Source organism: Microbacterium trichothecenolyticum (assembly GCF_030818955.1).
GTDB classification, from domain to species: Bacteria; Actinomycetota; Actinomycetes; order Actinomycetales; family Microbacteriaceae; genus Microbacterium; species Microbacterium trichothecenolyticum_B.
Genome location: NZ_JAUTBF010000001.1, coordinates 3,457,071 through 3,481,021, shown reverse-complemented (window position 1 = coordinate 3,481,021; position 23,951 = coordinate 3,457,071). Strand labels below are relative to the sequence as shown.

General features: G+C 71.1%; 14 protein-coding genes and 1 pseudogene. 1 reads left to right on the top strand and 14 read right to left on the bottom strand.

The window, feature by feature from the left end; genetic code table 11:
• Positions 1-8: 8 nt before the first annotated feature.
• The 14 genes and pseudogenes from QE412_RS16405 to QE412_RS17795 form a co-directional block, all read right to left on the bottom strand.
• Entirely contained in the window at positions 9-1,190 is a 1,182-nt protein-coding gene (locus QE412_RS16405) for a DUF805 domain-containing protein (RefSeq protein ID WP_307486403.1), read from the bottom strand.
• Positions 1,191-1,253: 63 nt separating this feature from the next.
• Positions 1,254-1,895 (bottom strand): hypothetical protein, encoded by a 642-nt coding sequence (locus tag QE412_RS16400; RefSeq protein ID WP_307486401.1) that lies wholly within the window; start codon positions 1,893-1,895, stop codon positions 1,254-1,256.
• Positions 1,896-1,918: 23 nt separating this feature from the next.
• Complete coding sequence (locus QE412_RS16395; RefSeq protein WP_307486398.1) at positions 1,919-2,905, bottom strand: WXG100 family type VII secretion target; 987 nt, start codon at positions 2,903-2,905, stop codon at positions 1,919-1,921.
• A gap of 61 nt (positions 2,906-2,966) precedes the next feature.
• Positions 2,967-3,233 (bottom strand): WXG100 family type VII secretion target, encoded by a 267-nt coding sequence (locus QE412_RS16390; RefSeq protein ID WP_307486395.1) that lies wholly within the window; start codon positions 3,231-3,233, stop codon positions 2,967-2,969.
• A 127-nt stretch (positions 3,234-3,360) separates the two neighbouring features.
• Positions 3,361-7,794, bottom strand: coding sequence for an FtsK/SpoIIIE domain-containing protein (locus tag QE412_RS16385; RefSeq protein ID WP_307486392.1), 4,434 nt, complete (start codon positions 7,792-7,794; stop codon positions 3,361-3,363).
• Positions 7,791-8,528: a hypothetical protein gene (locus QE412_RS16380; RefSeq protein ID WP_307486389.1), complete on the bottom strand. Its 738-nt coding sequence runs from the start codon at positions 8,526-8,528 to the stop codon at positions 7,791-7,793. Before QE412_RS16380 ends, QE412_RS16385 begins: the two co-directional genes overlap by 4 nt.
• Entirely contained in the window at positions 8,525-10,096 is a 1,572-nt protein-coding gene (locus QE412_RS16375; RefSeq protein ID WP_307486384.1) for a serine/threonine-protein kinase, read from the bottom strand. Before QE412_RS16375 ends, QE412_RS16380 begins: the two co-directional genes overlap by 4 nt.
• Positions 10,093-11,520 carry an FHA domain-containing protein gene (locus QE412_RS16370; RefSeq protein WP_307486380.1) on the bottom strand — a complete coding sequence of 476 codons (1,428 nt, stop codon included), beginning with the start codon at positions 11,518-11,520 and terminating at the stop codon, positions 10,093-10,095. The genes QE412_RS16375 and QE412_RS16370 overlap by 4 nt, the downstream gene beginning before the upstream one ends.
• Positions 11,507-12,316, bottom strand: a complete 810-nt coding sequence (locus QE412_RS16365) for a PP2C family protein-serine/threonine phosphatase (RefSeq protein WP_307486377.1) — start codon at positions 12,314-12,316, stop codon at positions 11,507-11,509. Before QE412_RS16365 ends, QE412_RS16370 begins: the two co-directional genes overlap by 14 nt.
• A complete protein-coding gene (locus tag QE412_RS16360; RefSeq protein ID WP_307486375.1) occupies positions 12,313-14,658 on the bottom strand; it encodes a transglutaminase-like domain-containing protein in 2,346 nt (781 codons plus the stop codon). Before QE412_RS16360 ends, QE412_RS16365 begins: the two co-directional genes overlap by 4 nt.
• Positions 14,655-15,872 (bottom strand): DUF58 domain-containing protein, encoded by a 1,218-nt coding sequence (locus QE412_RS16355; RefSeq protein WP_307486372.1) that lies wholly within the window; start codon positions 15,870-15,872, stop codon positions 14,655-14,657. Before QE412_RS16355 ends, QE412_RS16360 begins: the two co-directional genes overlap by 4 nt.
• Positions 15,869-16,843 (bottom strand): AAA family ATPase, encoded by a 975-nt coding sequence (locus tag QE412_RS16350; RefSeq protein ID WP_307486369.1) that lies wholly within the window; start codon positions 16,841-16,843, stop codon positions 15,869-15,871. The genes QE412_RS16355 and QE412_RS16350 overlap by 4 nt, the downstream gene beginning before the upstream one ends.
• A gap of 25 nt (positions 16,844-16,868) precedes the next feature.
• Positions 16,869-20,171, bottom strand: a complete 3,303-nt coding sequence (locus QE412_RS17800) for an Ig-like domain-containing protein (RefSeq protein WP_373426559.1) — start codon at positions 20,169-20,171, stop codon at positions 16,869-16,871.
• A pseudogene (locus QE412_RS17795) lies at positions 20,107-21,948 on the bottom strand (Ig-like domain-containing protein); the annotation flags it as partial. The pseudogene QE412_RS17795 and the gene QE412_RS17800, both read right to left, overlap by 65 nt.
• 1,192 nt (positions 21,949-23,140) lie before the next feature.
• Between QE412_RS17795 and QE412_RS16335 the strand changes: the two are divergent.
• On the top strand, positions 23,141-23,950 hold the full coding sequence (locus QE412_RS16335; RefSeq protein WP_307486362.1) for a helix-turn-helix domain-containing protein: 810 nt from the start codon (positions 23,141-23,143) through the stop codon (positions 23,948-23,950).
• Position 23,951 lies beyond the last annotated feature (1 nt).

Genomic DNA, 23,951 nt, shown 5'->3' with positions numbered 1-23,951 from the left:
AGGCGACATCAGCGGCGCTGCAGACGCACGGCGTACTCGCCGAGCACCACCGTCGCTCCCTCGGGCACCGCGGTGGCGACTCCCGGGGCGACCGACACCGACGGGGCGGATCCGCCGTCGATGCGGGTGCCGTTGGTGGAGTGCAGGTCGGTGACCGTGATGCCAGCCGCCGTGAGGTCGAAACGCGCGTGCGTCTTCGACATCGAGCGGGCCGGGTCGTCGATCGGAACGAGGATGCCGCCGTGCTCGCTCACCGGGTCACGACCCAGCGACACGGCTCCGTCGACGGCGAGGCGGCGCCCGTCGGGAAGCTCGAGCGTCCACCCGCTGGTGTCACGCGGAGCGACGATCCGCGTGGAGTCGAGGTCGCCCTCGACCGCCGCGGGCGGGCTCGCGAGGGACGAGGGCATTCCCGGGATGCCGGAGATCGGGATGCCGGAGATCGGCGACGGCGCGCTGGGCATGGTGCCCGCGGCGGCGGCAGGCGAGGTCGGGGCAGGGGGCGTGCTCGGTACGACCGGCGCGAATGCCGGCGGCGGCACCGCGACGGCGGGGAGCACCGTGACGGGAGCCGGCGGCGGGACCGGGACCGCGAGGGGCCCGGCCGCAGGGGCGGGAGGAGGAACCGGGACAGCCGAGGCCGAGGCGGTCGATGCGGGCGGCGCCGCGATCTCGCCGTACGTCGAGACCGTCGGCGCAGCCGGAGCGCCCGAGGTGGGCGTGGAAGACGGCAGGTCGAAGCGCGCTCCCTCCGGTCGCGCGGGCTGCGCGAGCATGCCGAGCAGGAGGAGCCCACCGATGAACGGGATGAAGGTGACCAGGTAGTACGCACCGGACTTGTCGATGTCGTGGAGACGGCGAATCGTGAGGGCGATCACGGGGATGACGATCGCAAGCGCATACAGCGCGGCCACCAGCAGGAGTAGTCCCGCGATCACCGTCACGGTCGTGAAGGCCGAGTAGTTGCCCGCGCTCATGGCGGCGGACGTTCCCGCGACGCTGACGAGGATGGACCCGAGGTACAGCGCCAGGACGACACCCGTGGTGAGCGCCCACGCACGCCAGAACTCAGAGCGGCTGGCGCGGCCCGTGAAGGTGAAGCCCTTCTTCCAGAGCCGCCGGTGCGCAACGCCCCAGGGTGCGCCCTCGTACGGCTGATCGAGCGCGGGCTCAGGGGGAGAAATGGTCATGAATGCTCCTATCGGGTGGGCAGGCCTACGGATGGATGTCGTCGAAACGGGTATCTCGCAGACTCAACCGACGGAAAGATCGTCCTCGACCGCCGTCCGCAGCAGCGTCTCCAGTACGGGGCCGTCGACGTCGTCGCGTCGCTGCTCCGGCCAGAGGGCGCACTCGCCGAGCGCGATGTTCCACGAATCGTCCCCCCGATGATCGGCGAACAGCGTGGCTCCAGCGGCCAGATCACTGACCTCGACGAACACGGAGGCCTTCTCGTGCGCGTCGCGGAAGCCGGAGATCAGTGCCCAGATCGCCTCCGCATCCGACACCTCGGGAGCCTTCACCACCATCAGCCACGCCCCGCCCTGCCGGGGCTGCAGAATCGCCGTCACCTCGGGGGCGTGCAGCAGGACCGCACCGTCGATCGCTTCGTCTCCCTCGGAGAAGAACCCGATCCGCGTCCAACGGGTCGCCTCCGCGATGGCGTATGCCAGGACGGCCGCGGCGCCCAGCGGACGCGGCAGTCCGTCCTCTCCAATCTCCAGAAGCTGGTGAGCCACCAGGGATGAGACCGCGGCGATCGCGACGTCTTCGGCGTACGCCTGGTCGATCAGGTCGAACATCTCCCGTGCTTTCGCGACGACAGGCACGTCGTCCTGAATCAGCAGGTAACCGATCTCGCCGAAGCCGAATCCTTGCCAAACCTGTTCGCTCATACTCATGCTCTCTTCTCCGCCGTTCACCACGGCAACCATTTCTTCGCCGCTTGTCCAAGGCCCTCGAGGAAGTTCCCGGTGGCTTTTCCGACGCCTTCGCCGATGCGGTTGATCGCTTGGACGGCGTTGCCGACGCCTCGGCCGATGGCTTCACCGGCGCCGACGACGACGTCGGTGACGGCCTTCGTCACGACGGGATTCTTCGACAGCATCTCGCCGACGGTGATGCCGATCCCGGCGGCCGCGGCCATGGGGCCGACCGGGGGCGGTGCGAACGCGGCGATACCGAGCCCCGTCTTGATGCCCGAGATGATCGCGCCTCCCGTGTCGCCCGCGGAGGCCTTGGAAAGGGTGTCCACGGCGCTGAGGACGACCGAGACTCCCCCGATGGTCTTGCCCGCGACATCCAGGAGGCCCCCGAATCTCGAGGCCGCCATGACCTCATCGAGGTGTCCGGCAGCTTCCGCGCCCTTGCCGGAGGCCAAGATGACCGCCACCCGATTGCCGTACTCCGCGACGGCGTGGGGCAGCTCGACGACCTTGACCATGTTGTCGAGCGTGTCGTGCACGCCCTCGGAAAAGGCAGTGACGGTTCCGACGACTCCTGACACCAAGAGCGAACCGAGAGTGGGCGATGGTTCCAGAGCGCCCATCCTGATCCCAGCGAGGAGAGGCCGGAACATCTCAGCGGGGTTCAGCGCTCCCGGAGGCAGCTTCGTCCCGCCGCCCGGATTCGCCCCGTTCGCCTGGCTCGTGCGCTCTTGGTCGTCGGCGTTCTTGCGCAACGACTGGGCTGCTGCATGCAAGCGTCGCGCGGCACCGGCCACCTTGGCGCTGTGAGCGGAGTCCCACTCGGCGCGGAAGCGCACGGCGACCGGCCCCACCCACGCGTTGATGCGGATCGCGTTGCCCACCGTCATCCGGTCGTGGTCCAGCTTGTTGGCTGCGGCGTCGAACGACCGCGCGAGAGCGCGCAGCTGCTCGACGTCTGCGCCGTACATTCCGCTCACGTCATCCTCCTTCCGTGTTCTGCGTGATGCGGGGGAGGCCAGTGCCTCCCCCGCGAACGCGTCAGCTGTTGGACGTCTGCTCCTGCGCCGCAGCGTTCTGCGAGGCCTTCTGCGAGGCATCCCGCAGGGCCTGCGCGACCTGGCGCAGCGCCGAGGTGTGCTGGCCCGACCAGTCGCTGCGGAACTGCGTCGCGTCCGGCCCCTCCCACTGCGTCTGCGAGAGCGCGTTGGTGAGCTGGCTGAGGATGTTGTCGATGTCCTGCGCCTTGTTGCTCAGCTGCGAGCTGAGCGCGCGGACCTGCTGAACGTCGAGACCCCAAACGGCCATGATCTTCTCCTTCTCTGTGTCGTTCGGACCCGCTTCCCGGGTTCCGGTTCTTCGCCGCCATCGGGCGATGAGGCGAGGCTATGGGCGGCCCCGAACAGGCGTCGATGGGGAGGAATCTCCACCGTCGTCACCGGGACTCCCGGGCGATCTGCACTTTGCTCGCACGACCGCTCTCGATGAGGAATCCCCGACCGGGAGGGAAATCGGCGCGACGGATACGGCCCAGGGGCGTTCCGAACAGCACGTCGCCGTCCATGTCTCCTGGTGCGAGTGCAAGGCCGCGACGAGCGGCTTTGAAGGGGCCCGAGAGGGTGTACGCCTGCCCCCACGACGACGACTCGCCCTCGCCGACGACGAAGTGCTCCTCCCGGGCCGCGAGTCGCAGCAGGCGGTCGAGCTCGAACTCCGCTTCGGTGCCGGTGAACTCCGGCAACGCCTCGACGAAGATCGCGACGGGAGTCGACACCCCCGCTTCGAGTCGCTCGGTCCAGCGCGCGGCGCAGGTCGCAACATCGGCGGGCGTATGCGCCGAATCGGTCCATCCCGTCGTGGGCAGCGACGTGCGCCGCGGTGACAGCAGCACGCGCGGTCGCCCGGGCTCGGCGCGTCTCACCGCCGCGGCGATGGTCGCCAGGGCGGTGGTGCGCCCCGCCGCCGGCGACCCGCTGAGCAGGAACGCCCCCGTCGTGGCGATGGCGACGGGTGCCAGCGAGAGATCGTCGAGTCCCACCACGGCGCGACCGCTCTCGCCCGCCGGCAGCGACGCGAGGTCGACGTCATCCGACAGGCGCGCAATCCCGGCCGGGGGTTCGAGACCGGATCGGCGGATGCTGGATGCCAGTCGGTCGATCTCCCGCGCCTGCACGGCGACGTTGCTCGACTCCCCGAGCACCGCGACCTGCATCTCTCGGCCGTCGAGGATCGCCCGTCCCGGTGGAGACGCGGGCGACAGCACATCTCGCGGCACGTTGAGAAGCAGATACTCCTCGTCGTTGGCCATGCGCAGCACGATGCGGCGCTGCACCGTGGAAGCGATGGATGCCGGCAGCGAGGTGGGTCGATCACCGGCGACGATGACGTGCACGCCGACGGCGCGCCCATCGGCGGCGATCTGGGCGAACGCGGTGAACCACATCGACAGGTGCACGGGGCCGAACTCGTACTGCTCCTTGAAGGCCCCGATGCCGTCGACGAGGAGGAGGATGCGAGCCTCTTCGGGGCGTTCGGCGAGGCGCCGGTACTCCGAGATGGACCCCGCGCGAACCGCGGCATAGCGCACCGCGCGTTCGTCGACGATGTCGCGCAGAAGGCGGATCGTTCGCACCACGCGCTCTTCGTCGTCGCCCGCCACGATCGCACCGACGTGGCCGAGTCCCTCCAGCATCGACAGACCACGGGCGCCGAAGTCGAGCCCGTAGACGTGCGTGGGGCCTCCGTTGCGCCGTGTGGCCGCAGCGGCGACGGCGATGGTGCGCAGGGTCGTGCTCTTGCCCGAGCCGCCGGTGCCGAAGATCGCCAGGTTGCCGTCCTGGTCGGGTTCGTAGAACACCGGCGGCTGCGTCTGCGTCTCGGGGTCGTCGCCTACTCCCAGCGGCAGCTGCTCGTCGGTACGCGGATTGGGCAACCGGCTGAAGCTGTAGATCGGAGCCAGTTCGTCGAGCCAGGGCCGCCGGGGAGCGGGCAGCGACAGCGACTGCGCCGCGCGGCGAACCGACGAGACAATCCGTGCGATATCGGTCGGCCCTTCGTCGGCGATCTCGACGTCGTCGACGCGCGGCGGCTCCCACGGCGTGTGCACACCGAAGTCGAGTTCGGCGAGGTCGATGCGCGGCGGCGGCACCGCACCGGTCGTCCGGCCGCCGGCGTAGCCGGTCTGAAAGGTCGAGAGCCGCCCGGGTCCGCGTTTGGCGGCACCGCGTCCGGGGACGGACGGGTCGAAGTAGGCGGCCATCCGGTCGCCCAGGATGTCGAGGGAGTCCTCAGTATCGGCCATGCGCAAGGCGATACGCAGGTTGGTGTTGGCCCGCAGGTTGTCGGTGATGACACCGGCCGGGCGTTGGGTGGCCAGCACGAGGTGCAGACCGAGCGAGCGCCCACGCTGGGCGACGTCGACCACGCCGTCGACGAAGTCGGGGACCTCTTGCACGAGAGCGGCGAACTCGTCGACGACGATCACCAGGCTGGGCGGGCAATCGGGATCGCCCGAGCGCTCGAGGGTAGCGAGGTCCTTCGCCTTCTTGGCCACCAGGACGTGCTCGCGGTAGCGCAGTTCTGCCTTGAGCGACGTGAGGGCGCGACGCACGAGGTGCGGAGACAGGTCGGTGACGAGCCCGACTTGGTGTGGCAGGTCGAGGCAGTCGGCGAACGCCGACCCGCCCTTGTAGTCGACGAACAGGAACGTCAGCCGGTCGGGGCTGTGCGCCGTGGCCATGCCCAGGACCCACGACTGCAAGAACTCGCTCTTGCCCGCTCCGGTGGTTCCGCCCACGAGCGCGTGCGGGCCGTCGCTGCGCAGGTCGAGCACGAAGGGCTGGGTTCCGGCGTGACCGACGACGGCGCGGAGCGTCCCCGGCTTGGAACGGCGCTTCGGCGGCGACCCGTCGCGCACCGCGAGCGAGTCGTTCTGGCGCCACCGTTCGACCACGACGTCGGGGTCGTCGAGGATCTCGGGCCCGACGAGCGCCGGATAGGGCACGGCTCGCGGAAGGTCGGAGTCGTCGGCTTCGGGAACGCCGACGTCGATGACGGGCGCGAGCAGGCGGGCGACGTGGTCGGCCACGGCGACCGTGCACGTCTCGAGGGCGACGGGGGCGATCTGTTCCCCCGCCCGCACCTGCGCGACGGCACCGACGCCGCGCTCTTGGCCGATCTCGACGAAGCTGCGGCACGCCGCGGGCAGATCCTCCACCCGCGGGGCGCACCAGATGACGTGCACGCCGGCGTCGGGCCCGCGCTCGGCGACGCGGGTGAGGCGGGCTCGATCGACGGGGGCCGAGTTGTCGATCAGCAGCACCACGGCCGGCGCGATCGGCGCGGATTCACCCGTGCTGGTCGCCGCTTCGCCCTCATCGGTCGTCCGGCCGCGGGGTACCGGCGCGTCGCCGTCGAGACGCTCGTCGATGAGGCCTTCGATCGCCGAGAGCAGATCGGATGCCGCAGCCCGGGCGTCCGCAAGGTGCGGCACCGAGAGGGGGCTGTGCGACGAGCTGGTGTGCGGCATCCATTTGATCCACTCCCACTCGGCGCGCGCCGGCGGAGACACGATCGCGGCGAGGACCACCTCGGCCGGCGAGTGCTTCAGCAGCAGCTGCAGCACGCCGGCGCGTGCCACGGCGGCGACGTCGCCGTGACCGGCGTACCCCAGGGATCCGGCGTGACGGAGCTGCACCGGCACGGGGACGTCGTCGATCACGGCGCAGAGCTCGACGACGGCGGCGAGCTGTTCCGCCGCTGCCGCAGGGGCCTCATGCAGCGGGGGCGTCTCGACACGTGCGCGCGAACGCACCCGCCCGGCCCCGACCGAGAGCACCAAGTAGGTCGGCGACTCCGGACGCTCCACCCACAGCAGGGGGCCGAGGCGCTGGGCATCGGCGACGAGCTCGGCACACGACGGCAGCTCGCGACGTCGCTGGGCCCGTTCGGCGTCGTGCGCGTGCGCGATCTGCTCGCGCGTGCGGACGAGACCGTCGGCGAAGACCTTGTTCTCGGCCGCGAACTGGCGGCGTGCGGTGAGCCGTTGGTCGATCACCCCGCCGATGAGGAGCACGGGGCTCAGCCCCATCATGATGACCCCCAGCAGCTGCTGCGTGAGGAACCACACCACCGTGCCCATGAGAAGCGGTGCCGCCAGCGCGAGCCACGGCAGACGCTGCGGCTGCGGCGGTGTCGGTGGTTTCGGACCGGGGATCACCGTCTCGCGGCGGGGCGGCACGACCCTCGGAGCGCGGACGTGGTCGATCTGCGTCGTCAAACCGGCCGACTCGACGCGGCGGATCACCACGACCGACAACGTCGTGTCGCCGAGGGTCACCACGTCGGCGGGACCGAGGACGCTGCGCTCGACCGCGGCTCCGCCGACCAGCACGCCGTTGGCGGAGTTCTGATCGATCACCTCGACGTGCTCGCCGACGTTGAGCCGTGCGTGGCGCTTCGAGACCATGGGGTCGGTGAGACGCACATCGACCGTGTGGTCGCGCCCGATCAGGCTTGCGCCGGCCGCGACGGGGAACTCCCGACCGGCGTCGGGCCCGCTGAGCACCCGCACCATCGCCACGGCATCCGCTGCCGACACGGGCGCGAAGCGTCCTCGCGCGTCGACGATGTCGATGTGGGCGCCCGAAAGCAGCCCCGAGTCCACGATCGTGGTGGCGGGTTCGAGCGTGCGGCCCCCTCCGACGGTGTCGGCGATGTGCAGCGTCACCAGGTCGGGCACCGGGCCGCTGCCACGCGGGTCGGCCAGAGCGAGCGTCCGGGCGATGTCGCCGACGGTGGCCGTGGCATCCGCCGTCACACTCAAATCGGTGGTGCGGTCGGATCGACGCAGGGTGAGCTTGAGTTTCATTCTTCGGGCGCCCTCAGATCGAGAAGGGAAAGGTCGGCACGCGACACCAGCCGTGCGGAGATGGCGTATTCGACGAGACGGATGCGCCGGTTGGTGGCGTAGGAGCGCAGGCCTCCGCGCAGCCCTTGCACGCCGAGACGGTCGAGCTTGTCGCAGACGTTGTCGAGCTTGCGGTTGAACCTCGTGGTGGTCCATCCGAGCCGCGCGGCCGCCTTGACGCTCGTGGGGATCTCGCCCAGGCCCGTCCCGTCGCGTTTGAGCAGCGGCTCGGCAAGCGCCACCATGAGCTGCCGCTGCGACAGGGTGAAGGTGACGTCGTCGCCGATGGTGGTCGTGCCCTCGATGGATGCCGGATGGGTCTCGCTGAACACCGGCTCGGCGACGTACACCGAGATCTCGTACGTCGTGGGGCCCGCGGTGAACACCGCCGTCGTGCGCCCGAAGACCAGCGGCAGCCGGGCGCCCGGCGCGAGCCAGGACTGCAGACGGCCGGCGCCGTCGGTCACGGTCACCGACAGACGACTGCCGACGTTCGCGAGCAGCCAGAGGCCTTCGAAGCTCGAGATCTCGAGCAGGCGGCGGTGCAGGAACGGGTTGTCGTCGATGGCGAGGTCGGCGTCGCGCCCGACGGTGAAGGTCTCGCCGGGGTGCACGACGAACCATTCCCCGCAGTACTCCACGTGCACGCCCGCCTCGGTTCCGAGGTCGCCCACCACGGGCACCGGGCCGGTCACGGTACGCACCCCTCGACGCCCGAGGCCGCCGACGTCCCGTCGGAGCGGCGCAGCAGCACCTCGATGCAGGTGCGTCCGCTCGGGTCGGCCGGCACCACGACGGCGGTGTCGGCCGTCTCCTGGAAGGTGGTCTCGGTCCCGGGAACGACCGTTCGCCACAGGTACCGGTCCCCCTCGAGCGGGTCGGGGTTGGTCCAGGCGAAACGCACACCCGCATCGGTCGCGCTGCCGGTCAGGGCGGTGACGCTCACCGGGTGCGCCGCGGGCACGGCATCCACGGGCCGCGGAGCCGTCGAGGCCGTGACCGCCGGCGGGGAAGGAGTCAACGTGGCCGCGGCGATCGCCCCGCCCACGGCGAGCACGATGACCGCCGCCGCGACGCCGCCGATCACGAGGCTCCGGCGCCGTCGCGGTGCGGGAGCCGGGGCGGCCACCGGCTGCTCGACCTCTTCGACCTGACGTCGAACGGTGTCGAGCGGCGCCGGTGCCGAGGGCACCGACCACGACGGTGCGGCGGCGGGCGCCGAGACGATCGGGGGTCGGACGGGTGCGGTGGTGTCGGGGACGACCGCGGCGACGGGAGTCGTGGGGCGCGCGGTGGATGTGCGCACGTCGACGGATGCCGGGGCGACCGGCTGGGCGTCGATGCTGGTGATCCCCCGGAACCGGGTGACCAGCTCCTCGCCGTCGTCGTCGATGGGAAGCAGGTCTTCCTCTTCGACGTCGATCGTCGTCTCTTGCATCCCGTGCTGGATCTGCACGTGCTGCAGGGCATGCCCGAACTCGAGCGCGCTGGCGTACCGCGCGCGCGGATCCTTGCTCATGGCCCGGGCGAGCACGGCCTCGAGCGCCGGCGAGACGTCGGGGCGGCCCGTCGGCGGCAGCGGCATGGACTCGATGCGAGTGACCACGTCGATCTCGCCGTTGGACGCACCCGGGATCTCGAAAGGACCGCGGTTGGTCAGCAGCGTGTAGAGCGTCGCCGCGAGGGAGTACACATCCGATGCCGGGCCGCTCGACCCCCCGCCGGCGAAGGACTCCGGCGGCGACCACGGCACGCTCATCGCCGTGACGGCCGAGGTGGCCGCCCCCGCGATGCCGAAGTCGGTGAGCTTGGGGCGTCCGAAAGAGGTGACGAGGATGTTCGCGGGCTTGATGTCGCGGTGCAGGATGCCGGCACGGTGGGCCGTCTCGATGGCTCCGGCGATCTGCACGCCGATGCGCAGCGTCTCGGCCTCGGAGAAGCGTTCGCGGCGGTGGCGCACTTGGAGGTTGGGCTTGGAGCAGTACTCCATCACGAGGTACGGACGCCCGCCCTCGGACACACCCGCGCCGTAGACCGAGACGATGTGCGGGTGAGCGGCGAGCTTGGCCATGAGGTTGGCCTCGTCGGTGAAGCCGCGCACGGCCGCCTCGTCGAGTCGGTGCGCGTGCATGGCCTTGACCGCCACCTCGCGCTCGGGGTGCTGCTGGCGGTAGAGGAAGACGTCGGCGAAGCCGCCGGATCCGAGCAGGCGGATCGGCTCGAACCCCGCGAGCTGGGGCGGTGTCGAGGGTGGGCGGCTCATCGGAGTCCCTCGAACGACAGCTCGACGCCGTCGCCCAGGTCGAGCCGGTCGCCGTCGACCAGCAGCGTCGCCGCGCCCGGGTGCAGGCGAACGGGCTCGGCGCCGACGCGCAGCAGGCGCGTGCCGTTGGTCGAGTCGAGATCGACGGCGAGGATGTGAGAGGCCTCGACGCGGATCTCGAGGTGCCGGCGAGAGATCTCCCCCGACGGGCTCGGAACCGCGATGAGGTGCGGGATGACCCCGGTCGCGCGCACCGCGCTCGGGCGCACCCCCACGACAGCTCCCCGGTCGAGCACGGCGCGGGCGCCGGTGGATGCGACGAGCACGACCTCCGACGTCGACGCACCGGGCAGGGAAACGGCAGGCGTGCCAGCACGTTGCGCGCGCAGCGCCTGCAGCTGCTCGGCCGAGACGGTCAATCCGTCGTGGTCGCCGAGGCTCACGGCATCCACCGGGGCCGCAGCAATCGCCCCGGCGGGTGGCATCGCGCCGATGGGCGACGGCGACGCGGGCGTGTCTTCGGGTGCGCGGACGGCCGCGTCTTCGACGGTCGCGGCGCGGGTGAGGCCGAAGATCAGATCGTCGTACGCGGTGGTGCCCTCTTCGACCGGCAGCGGCGAGGCGGTCACCGGGTCGGCGGGGACGGGACCGGCGGTGAACGAGAAGGTCGACTCGTTCGGCGGCAGGGTCTCGCCCCCGCTCGCGACCCCGAGTGCCGCGGACGGCGACGCGGGCTCGAACGCGACGGGCGCGTCGTCGACGACCGGGATCGACTGCTCCTGCGTCGGGGGCACCGACGGCTCGACGGCGGGCTCGGTGTCGGGCTCGAACGCGACGGGCGCGTGACCCCCATCGGCGCCGGGCGCGTCAGCCGCATCGACGGGCGGGACGGATGCCGACGACATCGGCGCCGGCGTGGACGGAACCGCCTCGGCAGCCGGGAGCTCTTTCGTCGGCGCCGGACGCACGGGCGCTTCCGGCCGCTCCGCCGCCTCGCCGATCACCACGGCAGCCGCGCGGACGACCCCGTCCACGAGCGGAAGCACTGCCGCACCCGTCGTACCGGCAGCGCGCAAGACGATCCCGGTCGCCTCGTCGACGTGGCGCTCGGCCCAGAAGCTGGCACCCTCGGCCTGCACCACCTCGTCGGCATGCGCACCCCCGACGATCCGGGCATCGAAACGGCCGCGCACGACCGCGCGGGCACCGTTCTGAGCCATCGTCGCCAGGGCGAACGACGGCAGCGCCGTCACGCCGAACGTCTCGACGAGCACGCCCAGAGCGGCCCCGAGGGGGTCACCGCTCACACCGCCCAGGGCTCGCCACACGCGCTCGACCACGTCGAGCGACGCCTCTTGGTCGATGAGCACGGCTCCTCCCGGAGAGACACCCGCCCATGCCGCACCGGACTCATAGCTCGACACGGTGGGCCTCCTCGGCAGGATTCGATCGGGGAACGGTGTCTTCATCGATGTCGTCGACGTCGCCCGCGCGCGTGTCGAGCCGGGCATCGACGACCACGACCGTGACGTTGTCGCGTCCTCCGCGCTCCAGGGCCTCGCGCACCAGACGCGCTGCGGCTGCGGATGCCGTGTCTTCGACGGCGAGGATCGCGCTGATGACCTCGGCCGGGACCTCTTTCGACAGCCCGTCGGAGCAGACCAGGATGCGGTCGTGATGCCCGACGGGGAAGAGCCAGTAGTCGGGTTGGCCCGACGAGCCGGCTCCGACCGCGCGCGTGATGACGTGGCGGTGGGGATGCCGTTCAGCCTCGGCGATCGAGAGAACGCCGTCGTCGACCAGCGACTGCACGGCCGAGTGGTCGATGCTGACCTGCTCGAGCGCGCCGGCGGCGAAGCGGTAGGTGCGGGAGTCACCGATGTTGAGCACGAGCCAATGGGGAACGCCCCGCTCCTCGCACACGATCACCCCCGACAGCGTCGTGCCGGGCGCCGTCGTCCCCCGCGGGATCTCGTCGACGCGGGCCACGGCGCGCGCGAACGCCGCACGCACGGTGTCGACGTCGGTGGCGTGCGCGCCGACGAGCTCGCGGAAGCCGTCGAGAGCGCGGGCGCTGGCCTCGGCTCCCCCGACGTGCCCGCCCATACCGTCGGCGACGAGGAACACGGGGGTTCCGGCGAGGTAGGCGTCTTCGTTCGCCGCGCGGCGCACGCCCGTGTCGGAGCACGCGCCCCAGCTCACCTCCATGGCCACCGTCATGAGCCGGCCTCTTTCTTCCGAGGTGCGCGCAGAACACGGCCGAGCAGGGAACGCCCGCGCGCGAGACCGCCACGTACGAGACGGCCGAGGGCGAGACGCGCCCGCACCTCCACCCAGACCGACGTCGGGAACAGGCGCGCGCGCACGCGGCGACGCCACGACAGACTCCGGCCGAGCCCGCGCGACGCCGAGGCGACATCGGCCCAATAGGCCTCGACCTCGTCGGGGCCGATCGTTCCCGCGCCGAAGACGGCGGCATCCGCTCGCACCGCCAGCGCTCCGGCACCCGTCTCGGGGAACCGCTCGTCGAGGGCGGCACCCTGCTCGCGCCGCGTCGCGCCCCGGCGGATCGGGGCGCCCGCGTCGCGGGCCGTGTCGATCAGCTCGGCCCATCCGCCACCGACCCGCTCGACGGCGTCGGCGGCGCGGGCGCGACCGCGCCGGCGACGGGCACGCAGGGCGCCGAGGACGATCGAGGGTCCGAACAGCAGCGCCACCGCCGCCAGCGACCACCCCGTGACCTGCAGCAGGCCCCACAGCCAGCCGAGATCGGCCGGCCGGTCGCTGCTATGGGCGTCTTCGACGGGCGGTGCCGGCGGCAACTCCGCCGGTTCCTGCGGCTGGTCGGGCGGCTGCGCCACCTGCACGCGCGGCTTCTGGCGCTTCTCGGGCGTCTGCTGCTGGGGAACCTTGTCTTCGGCGGGGGTGGCCCAGAACGGCACCCAGCCGTAGCCGTCGAAGGGGACCTCGACCCAGGCGTGCAACTGCTTCCCGGTGACATCGACGGTGCCACCGGACAGGCCCGTGTTCTCGCCCGAGAAGCCCATGACCACGCGCACCGGAAGTCCGAGCTGCGACACCATCAGCGCCATCGCCACGGCGTACTGCTCGTCGTCGCCGATCATCTGCGGCTGCGAGAACAGTTCGCCCTCGCGCGCCAGGCCGTGTCCCGACCGAGACGCCACCTCGCCCTCGAGACCGTGCGAGAAGAACCCCTCGGTCTGCAGGTACGCCTGCACCGCGCGGATCTGCTCGAGGGGAGTCGCCGCGCCCGAGACGGCGGCGTCCATGGCCGCCAGCAGGTCGTCAGGCACGCGCTCCGGTGCCGGTGTCGTCACGTTCGAGATCGACGCCGACGCCAGCTGCTCGTCGCTGGGCGTCGCGGGCAGTACCGCGTCGAACTCGTACGTGTCGCCCTCGGCGACGCCGGTCGTCACCACGGCGGTCGACGACGCGACGTTGTAGTGCACGGCGGCGTCGTGGTCGACGGCATCCGTTCCGTTGAAGCCGATCGCGGTGAGCGAGCCGACCGTCGGCAACCAGACGCCCGACAGCGTTCCCACCTTCACGGTGACGTGCGCCGCCGATCCTTGGACCGGGGCGGCGATGCGGCGCCCGACGCGGGCGAACGTGCCCGCTCCCGAGCCCGAGCCCGACACCGAATAGACCATGCCGTCGTACAGGTCGAGGGCCGCCAGGCGCACGCGCGCCCCCTCGGGGAGCCCGGTCACCGAGAACAGCGGCTCCTCGCCGTCGTCTTTCACGTACTTGCGGAACGCCGTGAGCGGTGAGGCGTAGTCATGCAGCTCCAACGGCGGCACGACGCGATCGCGCACGACCTGCCGGTCTGCGAGGGGCGTGAGCGACGATGCGGCCGCGCCGACCGTCGCGGCACCGCCGACGACGGCGACGACCGTCAGGGCGGCGACGATCCCCAGGGTGCCTGACGAAGAAGGAACGTCGGCGGTCGCCGCGTGCCGCTCCGCCGCCGCCAGACGCGATCTCCACACCGCCCATCCGAGGGCGATCGCGCCGAACAGCGCGCCGACGGCGACCGGAAAGGCGCTGTCGAACGTCGACAGGGCCACGGATGCCAGCAGCAGGGCGCCCGGGACGATCAGCGCCAGCGCGAAACGACGCAGCCGCACCGCGAACGAGACGGCGATGCTGCCGGCCAGAAGCCCCAGGATCAGCGGCAGGACCGACATCGTCTCGACGCCGGCGAAGGGGGTCGGCAGCGTCACCGACTCCTTCCACACCCGCACCGTGCCGGTGGCCAGCGAGACGAGCACATCGACGGTGGGAACGAACCCGAGCAGCGAGCGGGAGGGGAACACCAGTGCTCCCCCGACGAGGAAGTACGCCACGACCAGAGCCGCCGCGACCAGGATCACGGCCCATCGCCGCACCGCCGCCACCACGGCGATGGCCGCGCCCACGAGCAACCCACCGCCACCTGCCACCCAGAAGGCGACATCGCCGTAGGCCGACGACAGCGGCACGAGGGCCACGGCGCACAGCGCCAGCATGACCGCGGCATCCACCGCCCATCGCCGCGTCATTCGGACACCGCCCGCATCGCCTGCGGCAACGCCTCGAGCTCGGGCACGTCGACGAACGCGAGGTCGCCGATCGCGCGACGAGCCGCGGGCTCGCTCCCCGCTGCGCGCACCGCGACCGTACGAGCCGTGATCGGCGCGCGCAGCGACGCCGCGCGCAGGTCGGCCAGCGGGCCGGCCCCTCCGGTGACGAACACGACCACCGACGCCCCCGGCGCCGCCGCCGCGATCGCCCGGGCCGGAGCGGTCAGTCCCGCCGCCCGCGAACGCGCCTCCAGACCCGAGAGGGCGTCGAGGAACCCGCGCGCTCCCCGCGAGGCGAGAGTGCCGTCATGGGTGATCACGGTCATGTCCTTGCCGCCGCGCAGAGCCGCCAGCCCGATCGATCCCACCGTCGAGACTGCGAGCTCGAACTCGTCGTCGTTCGCGTAGTCGTCGAGATCGCTCGAGAGCACGAGAAGCAGGTGTGAACGACGGGTCTGCTCGAACTGACGGATCATGAGCCGCTGCGTACGCGCCGTCGACATCCAGTGCACGTGGCGCAGGTCGTCGCCGGAGGCGTACTCGCGCAACGCGTGGAACGACATGTCGTCATCGGCGAGGTCGCTGGTGGGCAGACCCTCGAGATCGCGCAGGATGCCGGTGGTCTCGCTGTCGAGGGCGATCACACGGGGGTGCACGTACAGCAGTTCCGGCTCGGTCCACGCCACCTCTCGGCGAAGCGCTCCCAGGGGGTCGCTGCGCACCGATGTCACCGGGCCCAGCGTCAGCACCGCACGACGGTGGGTCGGCACCGAGAACAGTTCGTCGTGCTCGATGCCGGGCGCCAGGCGCGGCATCCGGAACTCCGCCCTGGCCACACCGACCGGCAGCTCGACGCGCGTGGCCGGCGAGGTGCGTCTGCCGGCGCCCGTGACCACGAGCCGTCCCACCGCCCGCTCGCCCACGCGCACGCGGTGCGCGGCGAGCTCGATGCGCACGTCGTAGACGGGCCGCACGATCACGAACGGAACCGCGACGAGCAGGATGGCCGTCGCGCCCAAGGCGAGCGCCACCAGCTCTGCCCAGCCCAGGGCGAAGCCGATGGTGCCGGCCGCCGCCGCAACCGCCACCAGCGTCCATCCCAGAGCCGACGCGATGCGCGCGCGGGGCACGACGACGCGTCCGACCTTCGAGGACAGCTCGCCGACGTGCGAGAGCGGACGGCGCAGGTTCATGCCGCCGACGACCTCGACTGGGGAGCGGCGACCTCGGCCAGGGCACGACCGACGACGCCGGCCGCCGTGGCGCCGGCGAACTCGGCCTCCGGGTCGAGCACGATGCGGTGCTCCCACACGGGTGCGGCGAGGGCCTTGATGTCGTCGGGGATGACGTACGCGCGGCCGTCGGAGGCCGCCCACACCTTCGCCGCCCGCACCATCGCGAGGGTTCCGCGCACCGAGACGCCCAGACGCGTGCTCGGGTCGTTGCGGGTCTCTTCGGCCAACTGCGCGGTGTAGCGCAGCACCGCCGGATCGACGTGCACCCCGGTGAGCATCTCGGAGATCTCGGCCACCATCTGCGTCGTGATGATCGAGGTGAGGCTCGCCGAGCGATCCTTGACGGCGGCGCCCGAGAGGATGCGCTCGGCGGCCTCGAGATCGGGATAGCCGATGCTCGTCTTGACGAGGAAGCGGTCGAGCTGCGCCTCGGGCAGCTTGTACGTGCCCGCCTGCTCGATGGGGTTCTGCGTCGCGATCACCAGGAACGGCCGCCCCACCGGGTACGCGGTTCCATCGACGGTGACGCGCCCCTCTTCCATGACCTCGAGCAGCGCCGACTGGGTCTTGGGCGATGCGCGGTTGATCTCGTCGGCCAGCACGATCGAGGCGAAGATCGGCCCCTGGCGGAACTGGAACTCGCCGGTCTTCTGCGCGTAGATGACCGTGCCCGTGACGTCGGAGGGCAGCAGATCGGGGGTGAACTGGATGCGGCTGTTCGTGCCCTGCACGGTCGCCGCGATGGCCTTGGCGAGCTGGGTCTTGCCCGTTCCCGGTGCATCTTCGAGCAGCACGTGCCCCTCGGCGAGGAACGCCGTGAGCACGAGCCGGACGACCCCGGGCTTGCCGAGGACGGCGAGCCCGACGTTGTCGCTGAGCTTCTGGAACGTGTCGGCGAACCAGGTGGTCTGTTCTTGTGTGATGGTCATCGTGAGCTCCTGAGGTGAGGGGCCGTCATCGGGTGATGGTGTTGGACTGGATGCCGTCGGTCTTGACCCAGACGCTCGCGCCCGGGAATCCGAATGCGCGCGGTCCGGGATTGCCTTCGAAGTAGCCGTCACCGTTGGTGGTGAAGTACTGGTCGTCGTAATGCTGGTTGTGGCTGGTATCGCTGCCCCAGCACTGCGCGCTGTACTGGCCAGCGCAATCGGTGTAGTAAGCGAGGGTGTAGGTCGTGTTGGGTCGGAAGCCTGCCGCCTTGACGTTGATGCCCCGGCAGAGAGGGCCATTACATGCCCCGGCGTTGACCGTCTCGTCGGAGAACCAGATCGTGATCGACCGACTGGGGTTCGACCCTGTCTGGCCGGACGCCGACTTCGAACCGGAATTGCCCTCCGCGGTGTTGAACGTGAGCGAGAAGGAACGTTGCGTGTAGTAACCGCTGCCCGAGCACGCCGAGCCGGTGGCACCGCCCGTACCCGAGTCCCCGCCGTCCGCGTTGTACGAGAGCGATCGAAGCTCCTGACCGTTCAGAGCGCCTGACACGTCCCAGTCGAAGCAGACGCGGTCTCCAGTGACACGGGTGGACACGCTCGCGTCGCGCAATGGGCCCCACGGTTTGGCCTGGTTGCCGCTCGTCGTCGACCCGCCGTCGCCGCCGGTGATCTTCGAACGGCCCCGGATCGATACCGACTGCAGCTCACCGTTCGATGCACCGCCGATGACGCCCACGACGCTGGTGGTGCTGGAGCTCTCGACGGACACTGCGCCGCCGCCCGTACCCGACCAATACCACTCGACATCGCCGGGCGTGTTGCCGTTCCAGCCGCCCGGGGTGATGCGCACGCGGAGCTGCCCGGCCACGCCGGTCGCTTCGATCGAGACCCCCGAGGGAGCATCGGGAGCGTTCGCTGCCCGAACGGGGCTCGAAGCGCTACTGGGTGCTGACGATCCCGCCTTGTTGCGCGCCGTGACCGTGAAGGCATATTCATTGGCACTGGTACCCACAGAGAAGTTCGCTGATGTACCCGAGACGGTCTGCGAGCGCGCCTGACCGTCGCCACCACTGCTGGTCACCGTGTAATCGGCGACGTTGTCGCCGTTGTTGTCGGCGGGAGCAGCCCACGTCACGGTGATCTGCGCCTGCGATCCCACTGACGGGGCGAACGATGCCTTCGGTGTGCCAGGGGCACTGGGCACCCCCGCCGGCACCACCGACGCCGAGTACGGGCTCCACTCGCTCGGCTCGGGCGCACGGTTCACGGCCTGCACGCGCACCTGGTAGGCGACGCCGTTCTGCAGCCCGTCCCAGACCAGGCTCGTGGCGGTCACGCCGGTGCGCTGGATCGGGCCGGTCGCGGGCGCGGGCGAGATCTCGAGGTTGTACGAGGTCACGGGCGATCCGGTCGAGCGCGGAGGGGTCCACGACACCGCGAGGCTGCGGTCGCCGAACACCAGCGTGGGTGCGGCCGGGGTGTCGGGGCGCGCGTCCGGGCGCGCGGGGGCCGATGAGGGCGACGGGTCGGAGGTGCCGACGGCGTTTTTGGCGACGACGGTGAAGGTGTACTCGACGTCGTTGGTGAGCCCGTCGAGGGTGCAGGTCGTCGACGCGCAGTCGCGGGTGTAGCCCTGCGGAGACGTCACGGTGTAGCCGGTGATCGGCGAGCCGTTGTTGACGGGGGTGGACCACGACAGCACGACGGTGCGGTCCTGGATCGAGGTGACGGTGGGTGTCCCGGGGGCGCCGGGGCGGCCCTGCACGGTGAGCAGGATGCGGCCTTCGACCTGACGGTCGGCCGACTTCGTGGCATCCCCGATGCGGTAGCTGACGGTCATCGTGCCGGTGAAGTCGCCGGCGGGGGTGACGTTCACGCGGTCGCCGTCGACCGCCGCGGTGCCCTGTCCGCTGTCGACGCGGGTCGAGATGAGCTCGAGCGGCCCCCTGTCGGCGAAGGGGTTGATGTCGTTGGCCAGCACGTCGACGGGGGTCGTGCGGCCCTGGTCGGCGCGCGGCACGACATCGTCGTTGGCGACGGGGAACGGGCGTTGCGACACCACCGCCGCCAGGGTGATCGTGCCGGCGCCGGGGGCCGAGGTGCCGTCCGAGGCCAGCACGCGCAGGCTCGCGGTGGTCCCGGCGGCGACGTCGGCGTCGGCCGACACGTCGAGGCTCGTGCCCGAGATCGACGCGCGGAAGCCCGTGGGGACGTCGCCGTCGATCGAGAACGTGAGCTTCTGCTCGTCGCCGTCGTCGGGGTCACGGGTCAGGCGTGCCAGATCGAGCGTCTCGGAGCCTTCGCCCGGGGCGACGTTCACGGTGGCGTTGCGCACGATCGGCGACTGGTTCTCGGCCGGCAGCACCTTGATGGGGATCGAGACGTACCCCGACAGCCCCTGCGGGTCGTCGGGCCCGGTGCCGTCGGTCACCAGCACACCGAGCGAGTCCCGCCCGAAGAAGCCCGCGGCCGAGCGGTATTCGAGGGTGTGCTCGTCGACGAGCAGCGGGGAGCCGTCGGCGTGGCCGGCGCGCACGGAGTCGGCGGTCGCCACGCGCGGCTCGTGGTCGGGCCGCACGTGCACGTGATCGGCGAGCGCGATCTGCACGCTCTCCCCGCTGGTGACCGTGATCGGATCGGCCGTGGCGAGCGTGGGCACGAGGGTCGCCAGGCCCGGCACGAACACGAACGCCTGCGCGCTCTTGCCGTCGGGGTCGTCGACGCGGTAGCGCACGATCTGCGGCGCCGGCTGCAGAGTGATCGTCAGGATGCCGCTGGCACCGACGGTCGTGTTCGCGTCGCTCGTGCTGACGGTGAGGTCGTCGACGGTGCCGTCGGGGTCTTCGTCGTTCTCGAGCACGGCGACATCGACGGTCGGCGCGGCGGTGATCTGTCCAGGCGTCACCCGATCGTCGCGCGCGATGGGGGCGACCGGGGGTGCATCGGGGTCGACGGTGACCATGAGCGAGCCGACCGCCTTCGCGCCGTACGAGTCGGTGATCGTGTACGTGATCGGGTACTGGCCCGGCGTGGACGGCGCGGTGAGCACCGCGCGTCCGCCGAGCACCTCGGCGGTGATCCCGTCGGGCACGGTGAGGCCGTCGGGGTCGATCGCGATCGGGTCGCCGTCCGGGTCGGAGTCGTTGGCGGTCACGGCCACGGCCACCCGGCGTCCGGGTTTGACGGTGACGCTGTCCTTGACGGCGTACGGGGGCTGGTTGTCGAAGCCCGGGGGCGGCGACCCCCACGACCACGGTGCTCTGCGCCTGTGCCCCCAGGCGGTCGCGGACGGTGTACGTGAAGGTGTCGCGGCCCGTGGCATCCGGATATGCCTCGTAGACGAACCAGCTGTCACCGGTGGTGACGGTTCCCTTGCTCGGGTTCGAGGCGACGCCGACGAGCTCGACCGAGTCGCCGTCGGGGTCGATGCCGTCCAGCGGAACGGGGATGCGCACGGTGTTGCCCGCCACGACCCGCGCCGTCACCGGCTTGGGGCGCGGTGCCGAGTTGCTGCCCTGGTCGGCCGGGAGCACCTGGATCGTCAGGTAGCCGGCGGTGCGGTTCTGCTGACTGTCCGACACCTCGTAGGTGGCGTGGACGGTGCCCGGCTCGGCGCCGGCCTGGAAGCGGATGCGGTCGCCGTCGACGAAGATCGCGCTCTTGTCGGCGGCGTCGGTCTCGACGAGTGCGGGCTCGAGGGTCAGGATGTCGTTGTCGGGGCTGTAGTCGTTGGCGAGCACGGGCACCGAGACGACGTCGCCCACCCGCACGATGGCGGTGTCGTCGACCGTCACCGGCGGGCGTACCTGCGCCGGCAGCGGGACGGGCATGACCAAGACCTCGCCGGTGGCGCTCTGCGAGCCGTTCGAGACGTTGTAGGTCAAGGTCACGGGGGCAGACAGGCCCGACAGATCGGTGATGCGCAGGATGCGGTGCTCGAGCACCTCGACCGAGACGCCCGCGTTGGGCGCGACCCGGGCGCTCTGGACGACGAGGATGCCGCCGGCGGGATCGACGTCGTTCGCGAGGACGTCGACGAGGGTCTGGCGTCCGACCGGCAGCAGCGCCAGATCGCGCACGGCCACGGGCGGGAGCGGCGAGGAGTCGGCCGTCACGACGTCGATGCGCACGATGCCCACGGCCGAATGCGGCCCGTCGGTGACCAGGTACTGCACGTAGTAGGTCCCCGGCTGTTCCGCGGTGAAGTCGAACGTTCCCCCGGCGAAGTCGGGAGTGATCGTCGTTCCCGGCACGGCGTCGTACTTCGACAGGCGCAGCGGGCGACCCGTCGGGCTGATGTCGTTGTCGAGCGGGGCGACGGTGACCGGCACGCCCGCGACTGCCGTGACGCGGTCGGCGTTCGCGACCGGGTTGAGGGTGTCGGTCGGGCGGACGTCGACGCGCAACACGCCCTCGGTGCTCTCGCGCCCGTCGGACACGACGAGCTTCACCTCGTGGATGCCCGTCTGAGCGGTCGCCGCGGTGTACTCCACGACGCCGTTGCTGCGGAACGTGACGAGATCGCCGCCCTCCACCGAGGCGTGCTGCAGGAACACGTCGTCGCCGTCGGGGTCGCTCCACGCGTCGAGCACGCCGTAGGTGATCGAGGCCCCCGCCTCGACGAGGACGGTGTCGACGCGCTTCTGCACGGGTGCGGCATTGACGTCGGGGGGCCGCACGGTCACGGTGGCGGTCGCCTCGGCGGTGCCGCCACGCCCGTCGTCGTCGCGATAGCGCAGTGAGAACGTCCCGGTGGCGTTGGCGGGAACCGCCGCCTGCAGGGCCGCGCCGCCGAGCACCGACTGCACATCCCACCCCGTCGGCGGCTCGCTCACGAGCGACGCCGCGAGCAGATCGCCGTCGGGATCGGAGTCGTTCTCGGTGACGCGCAGGATCGTGGTGCGGCCGGCTCGCACGCCGTACTGGTCGTCGACGGCCGTCGGCGGGGTGTTCTGCGCGGTGCGCTGGGGGATGTCGAACTGGGGCTTGTCGTCTTGGCTCTGCTCTTCCTGCGCGTTGTCGTCGGCGGGCGGAACGACCTCGTCCCAGTTCTCGATGCGCTGGACGTTCTGATCGACGACCCACACCGTGCCCGCCATGGTGTCGTTGACCACCACGACATGACGGTTGGTGCGCAGCACCAACGACGCGTCCGCCGTGGTCTCGATCGTCCGGTCGACGTCGTCGCCGTCGCCCGGGCAGTCGCGCACGTATGCTCCCGTTCCGCTCCACACGGCGTACACGCACCCGTCGAGCCAGACCGGTGGCGAGGGCCGACCGCGCGGCACCGAGGCGACCTGTTCGGGCTCGCCCCCGCCCAGGGGTTGGCGCAGCAACGACGTCGGGGTGGCGATGTACACGGCGTCGGCGCCGTCCCCCGCTTGCTGAAGCAGTGCCCCCGCACCGTCGGGAACCGTCACGGCCGAACCCGACGGCAGGTAGACGACACCGTCGTGCGCATCGAGGGCGACGCCGCTCTCGCCCACCGCGGTCGCCGAGAGCTCGGCATCCGGTGAGAGGTCGGCGAGATCGACGGATGCCGACTCCTCGCTGTCGGAGGCCAGGACGCTCATGCGCTTGTCTCGCGGTGACACGGCCACCACGTGCGCACCCGAACGGGAGACGGCGATCGCACCGCCGTCACCGACGTCGGCACGAGCGGAGTCGGCGTCGAAGACGGGAGCGGCCGCGTCGGGAGCGAACGTGAAGACCCGGCCGTCGGCGAGGACGCCGATGGTCGCCGCGCCCATTCCCACCCGGGTGCCGGGCGGCAGCGCGAGGTCTTGTCCGAGCGCGACGGCGGCGGGGTCGACCGTGGTGAGCGTCGAGTTGGCGCTGTCGAACACGGCGACGCGGTCACCGTCTTGCAGCACGTCGTATTGCGGGGCACGGGTGCGCAGCGCCCCGTCGAGCAGACGCGAGGGGTAGTTGAGGTGACCGACGAGCAGATCCGACGTCTTGGTCACCCAGACGCCGCCGTCGTCGAGTTCGAGGTCGGCCGTCGGGACGCCGGGGTGCAGCACCGCGAGAGTCGAGATGGCGACGGCCGCGACGGTGAGGGTGGCACCGGATGCCATCGCCGCGCGCTTTCGCCGCAGCAGCTCGATGAACGAGCGCATGATCACCTCCCGCGCAATCCCGTTGACAGATCGTCCGGTGCTAAGTAGAGCGCAGACGCTCCGAGCACCTACATGGGGAGAATTCACCATGTAGGCGCTCGATGAGGGCCGGGAAGATCGATTCCGGACGATTTCGGACAATCCGTCTGCTCACATATCCGAAGGGGTGCTCATGAAAGACGACCCGATCGACGATCGACCCGCGTCGACCCACGTCGGCGGGCCCGCTTCCGACATCGCCGCCGAACTACGACGCCTGCGCCTGGCCGCCGGCAGTCCGACGCTGACGCACCTTCAGCACGCGACGGGCATCTCCCGCACTGTGATCTCCGACGCCTTGCGCGGCAGGTCGCTCCCGAGCGACCGCACGATCGACGCCCTGGCGCGGACGCTCGGTGCCGACCCCGCACCGCTGTTGGAGCGCCGTGCCGAGCTCGTCCGCCAGCACGCCGATGGCACGGCCGAGACGAACCGCACTCCCCGTTCCTCGCCCCGGGGGATGCGGCGCCGCACAGGCGCTCTGCTCGCGGGAGGCTCGTTCGTGGCGGGCGTCGTCGCCACGCTGGCCGTGGTCGCGCTCGTGGGCCAGCTGACCGCTCGCGACGACGGTGCGCCGTCGATCGTGGTGCACAGCGGCGAGAACCCCGCGAACACGAGATGCCTCGACGATGCCGTCGTCGCCACCAGCGACACGCGCGCCGACGATTCACTGCTGCAGATCGTGTGGTCCGACAAGTGCCAGGCCGGCTGGGGGCGCATCACCCGCTACGACGCCACCTACCTGGGCAACTCGGTCACGATCGCGATCTATCCGCAGACCGACCCCGACGGCCCGTTGCGCCAAGAGGCGACGGAGCACGACGTACAGGGTGCCTTCACGACCCTGCTGGTGCGCCCCTCGCCCGATACCCTCATCTGTGCGGACGGCAGTTTCACGGTCGACGGCACGCGCATCGACCTCGGCGATCCGCTCTGCATCTAGA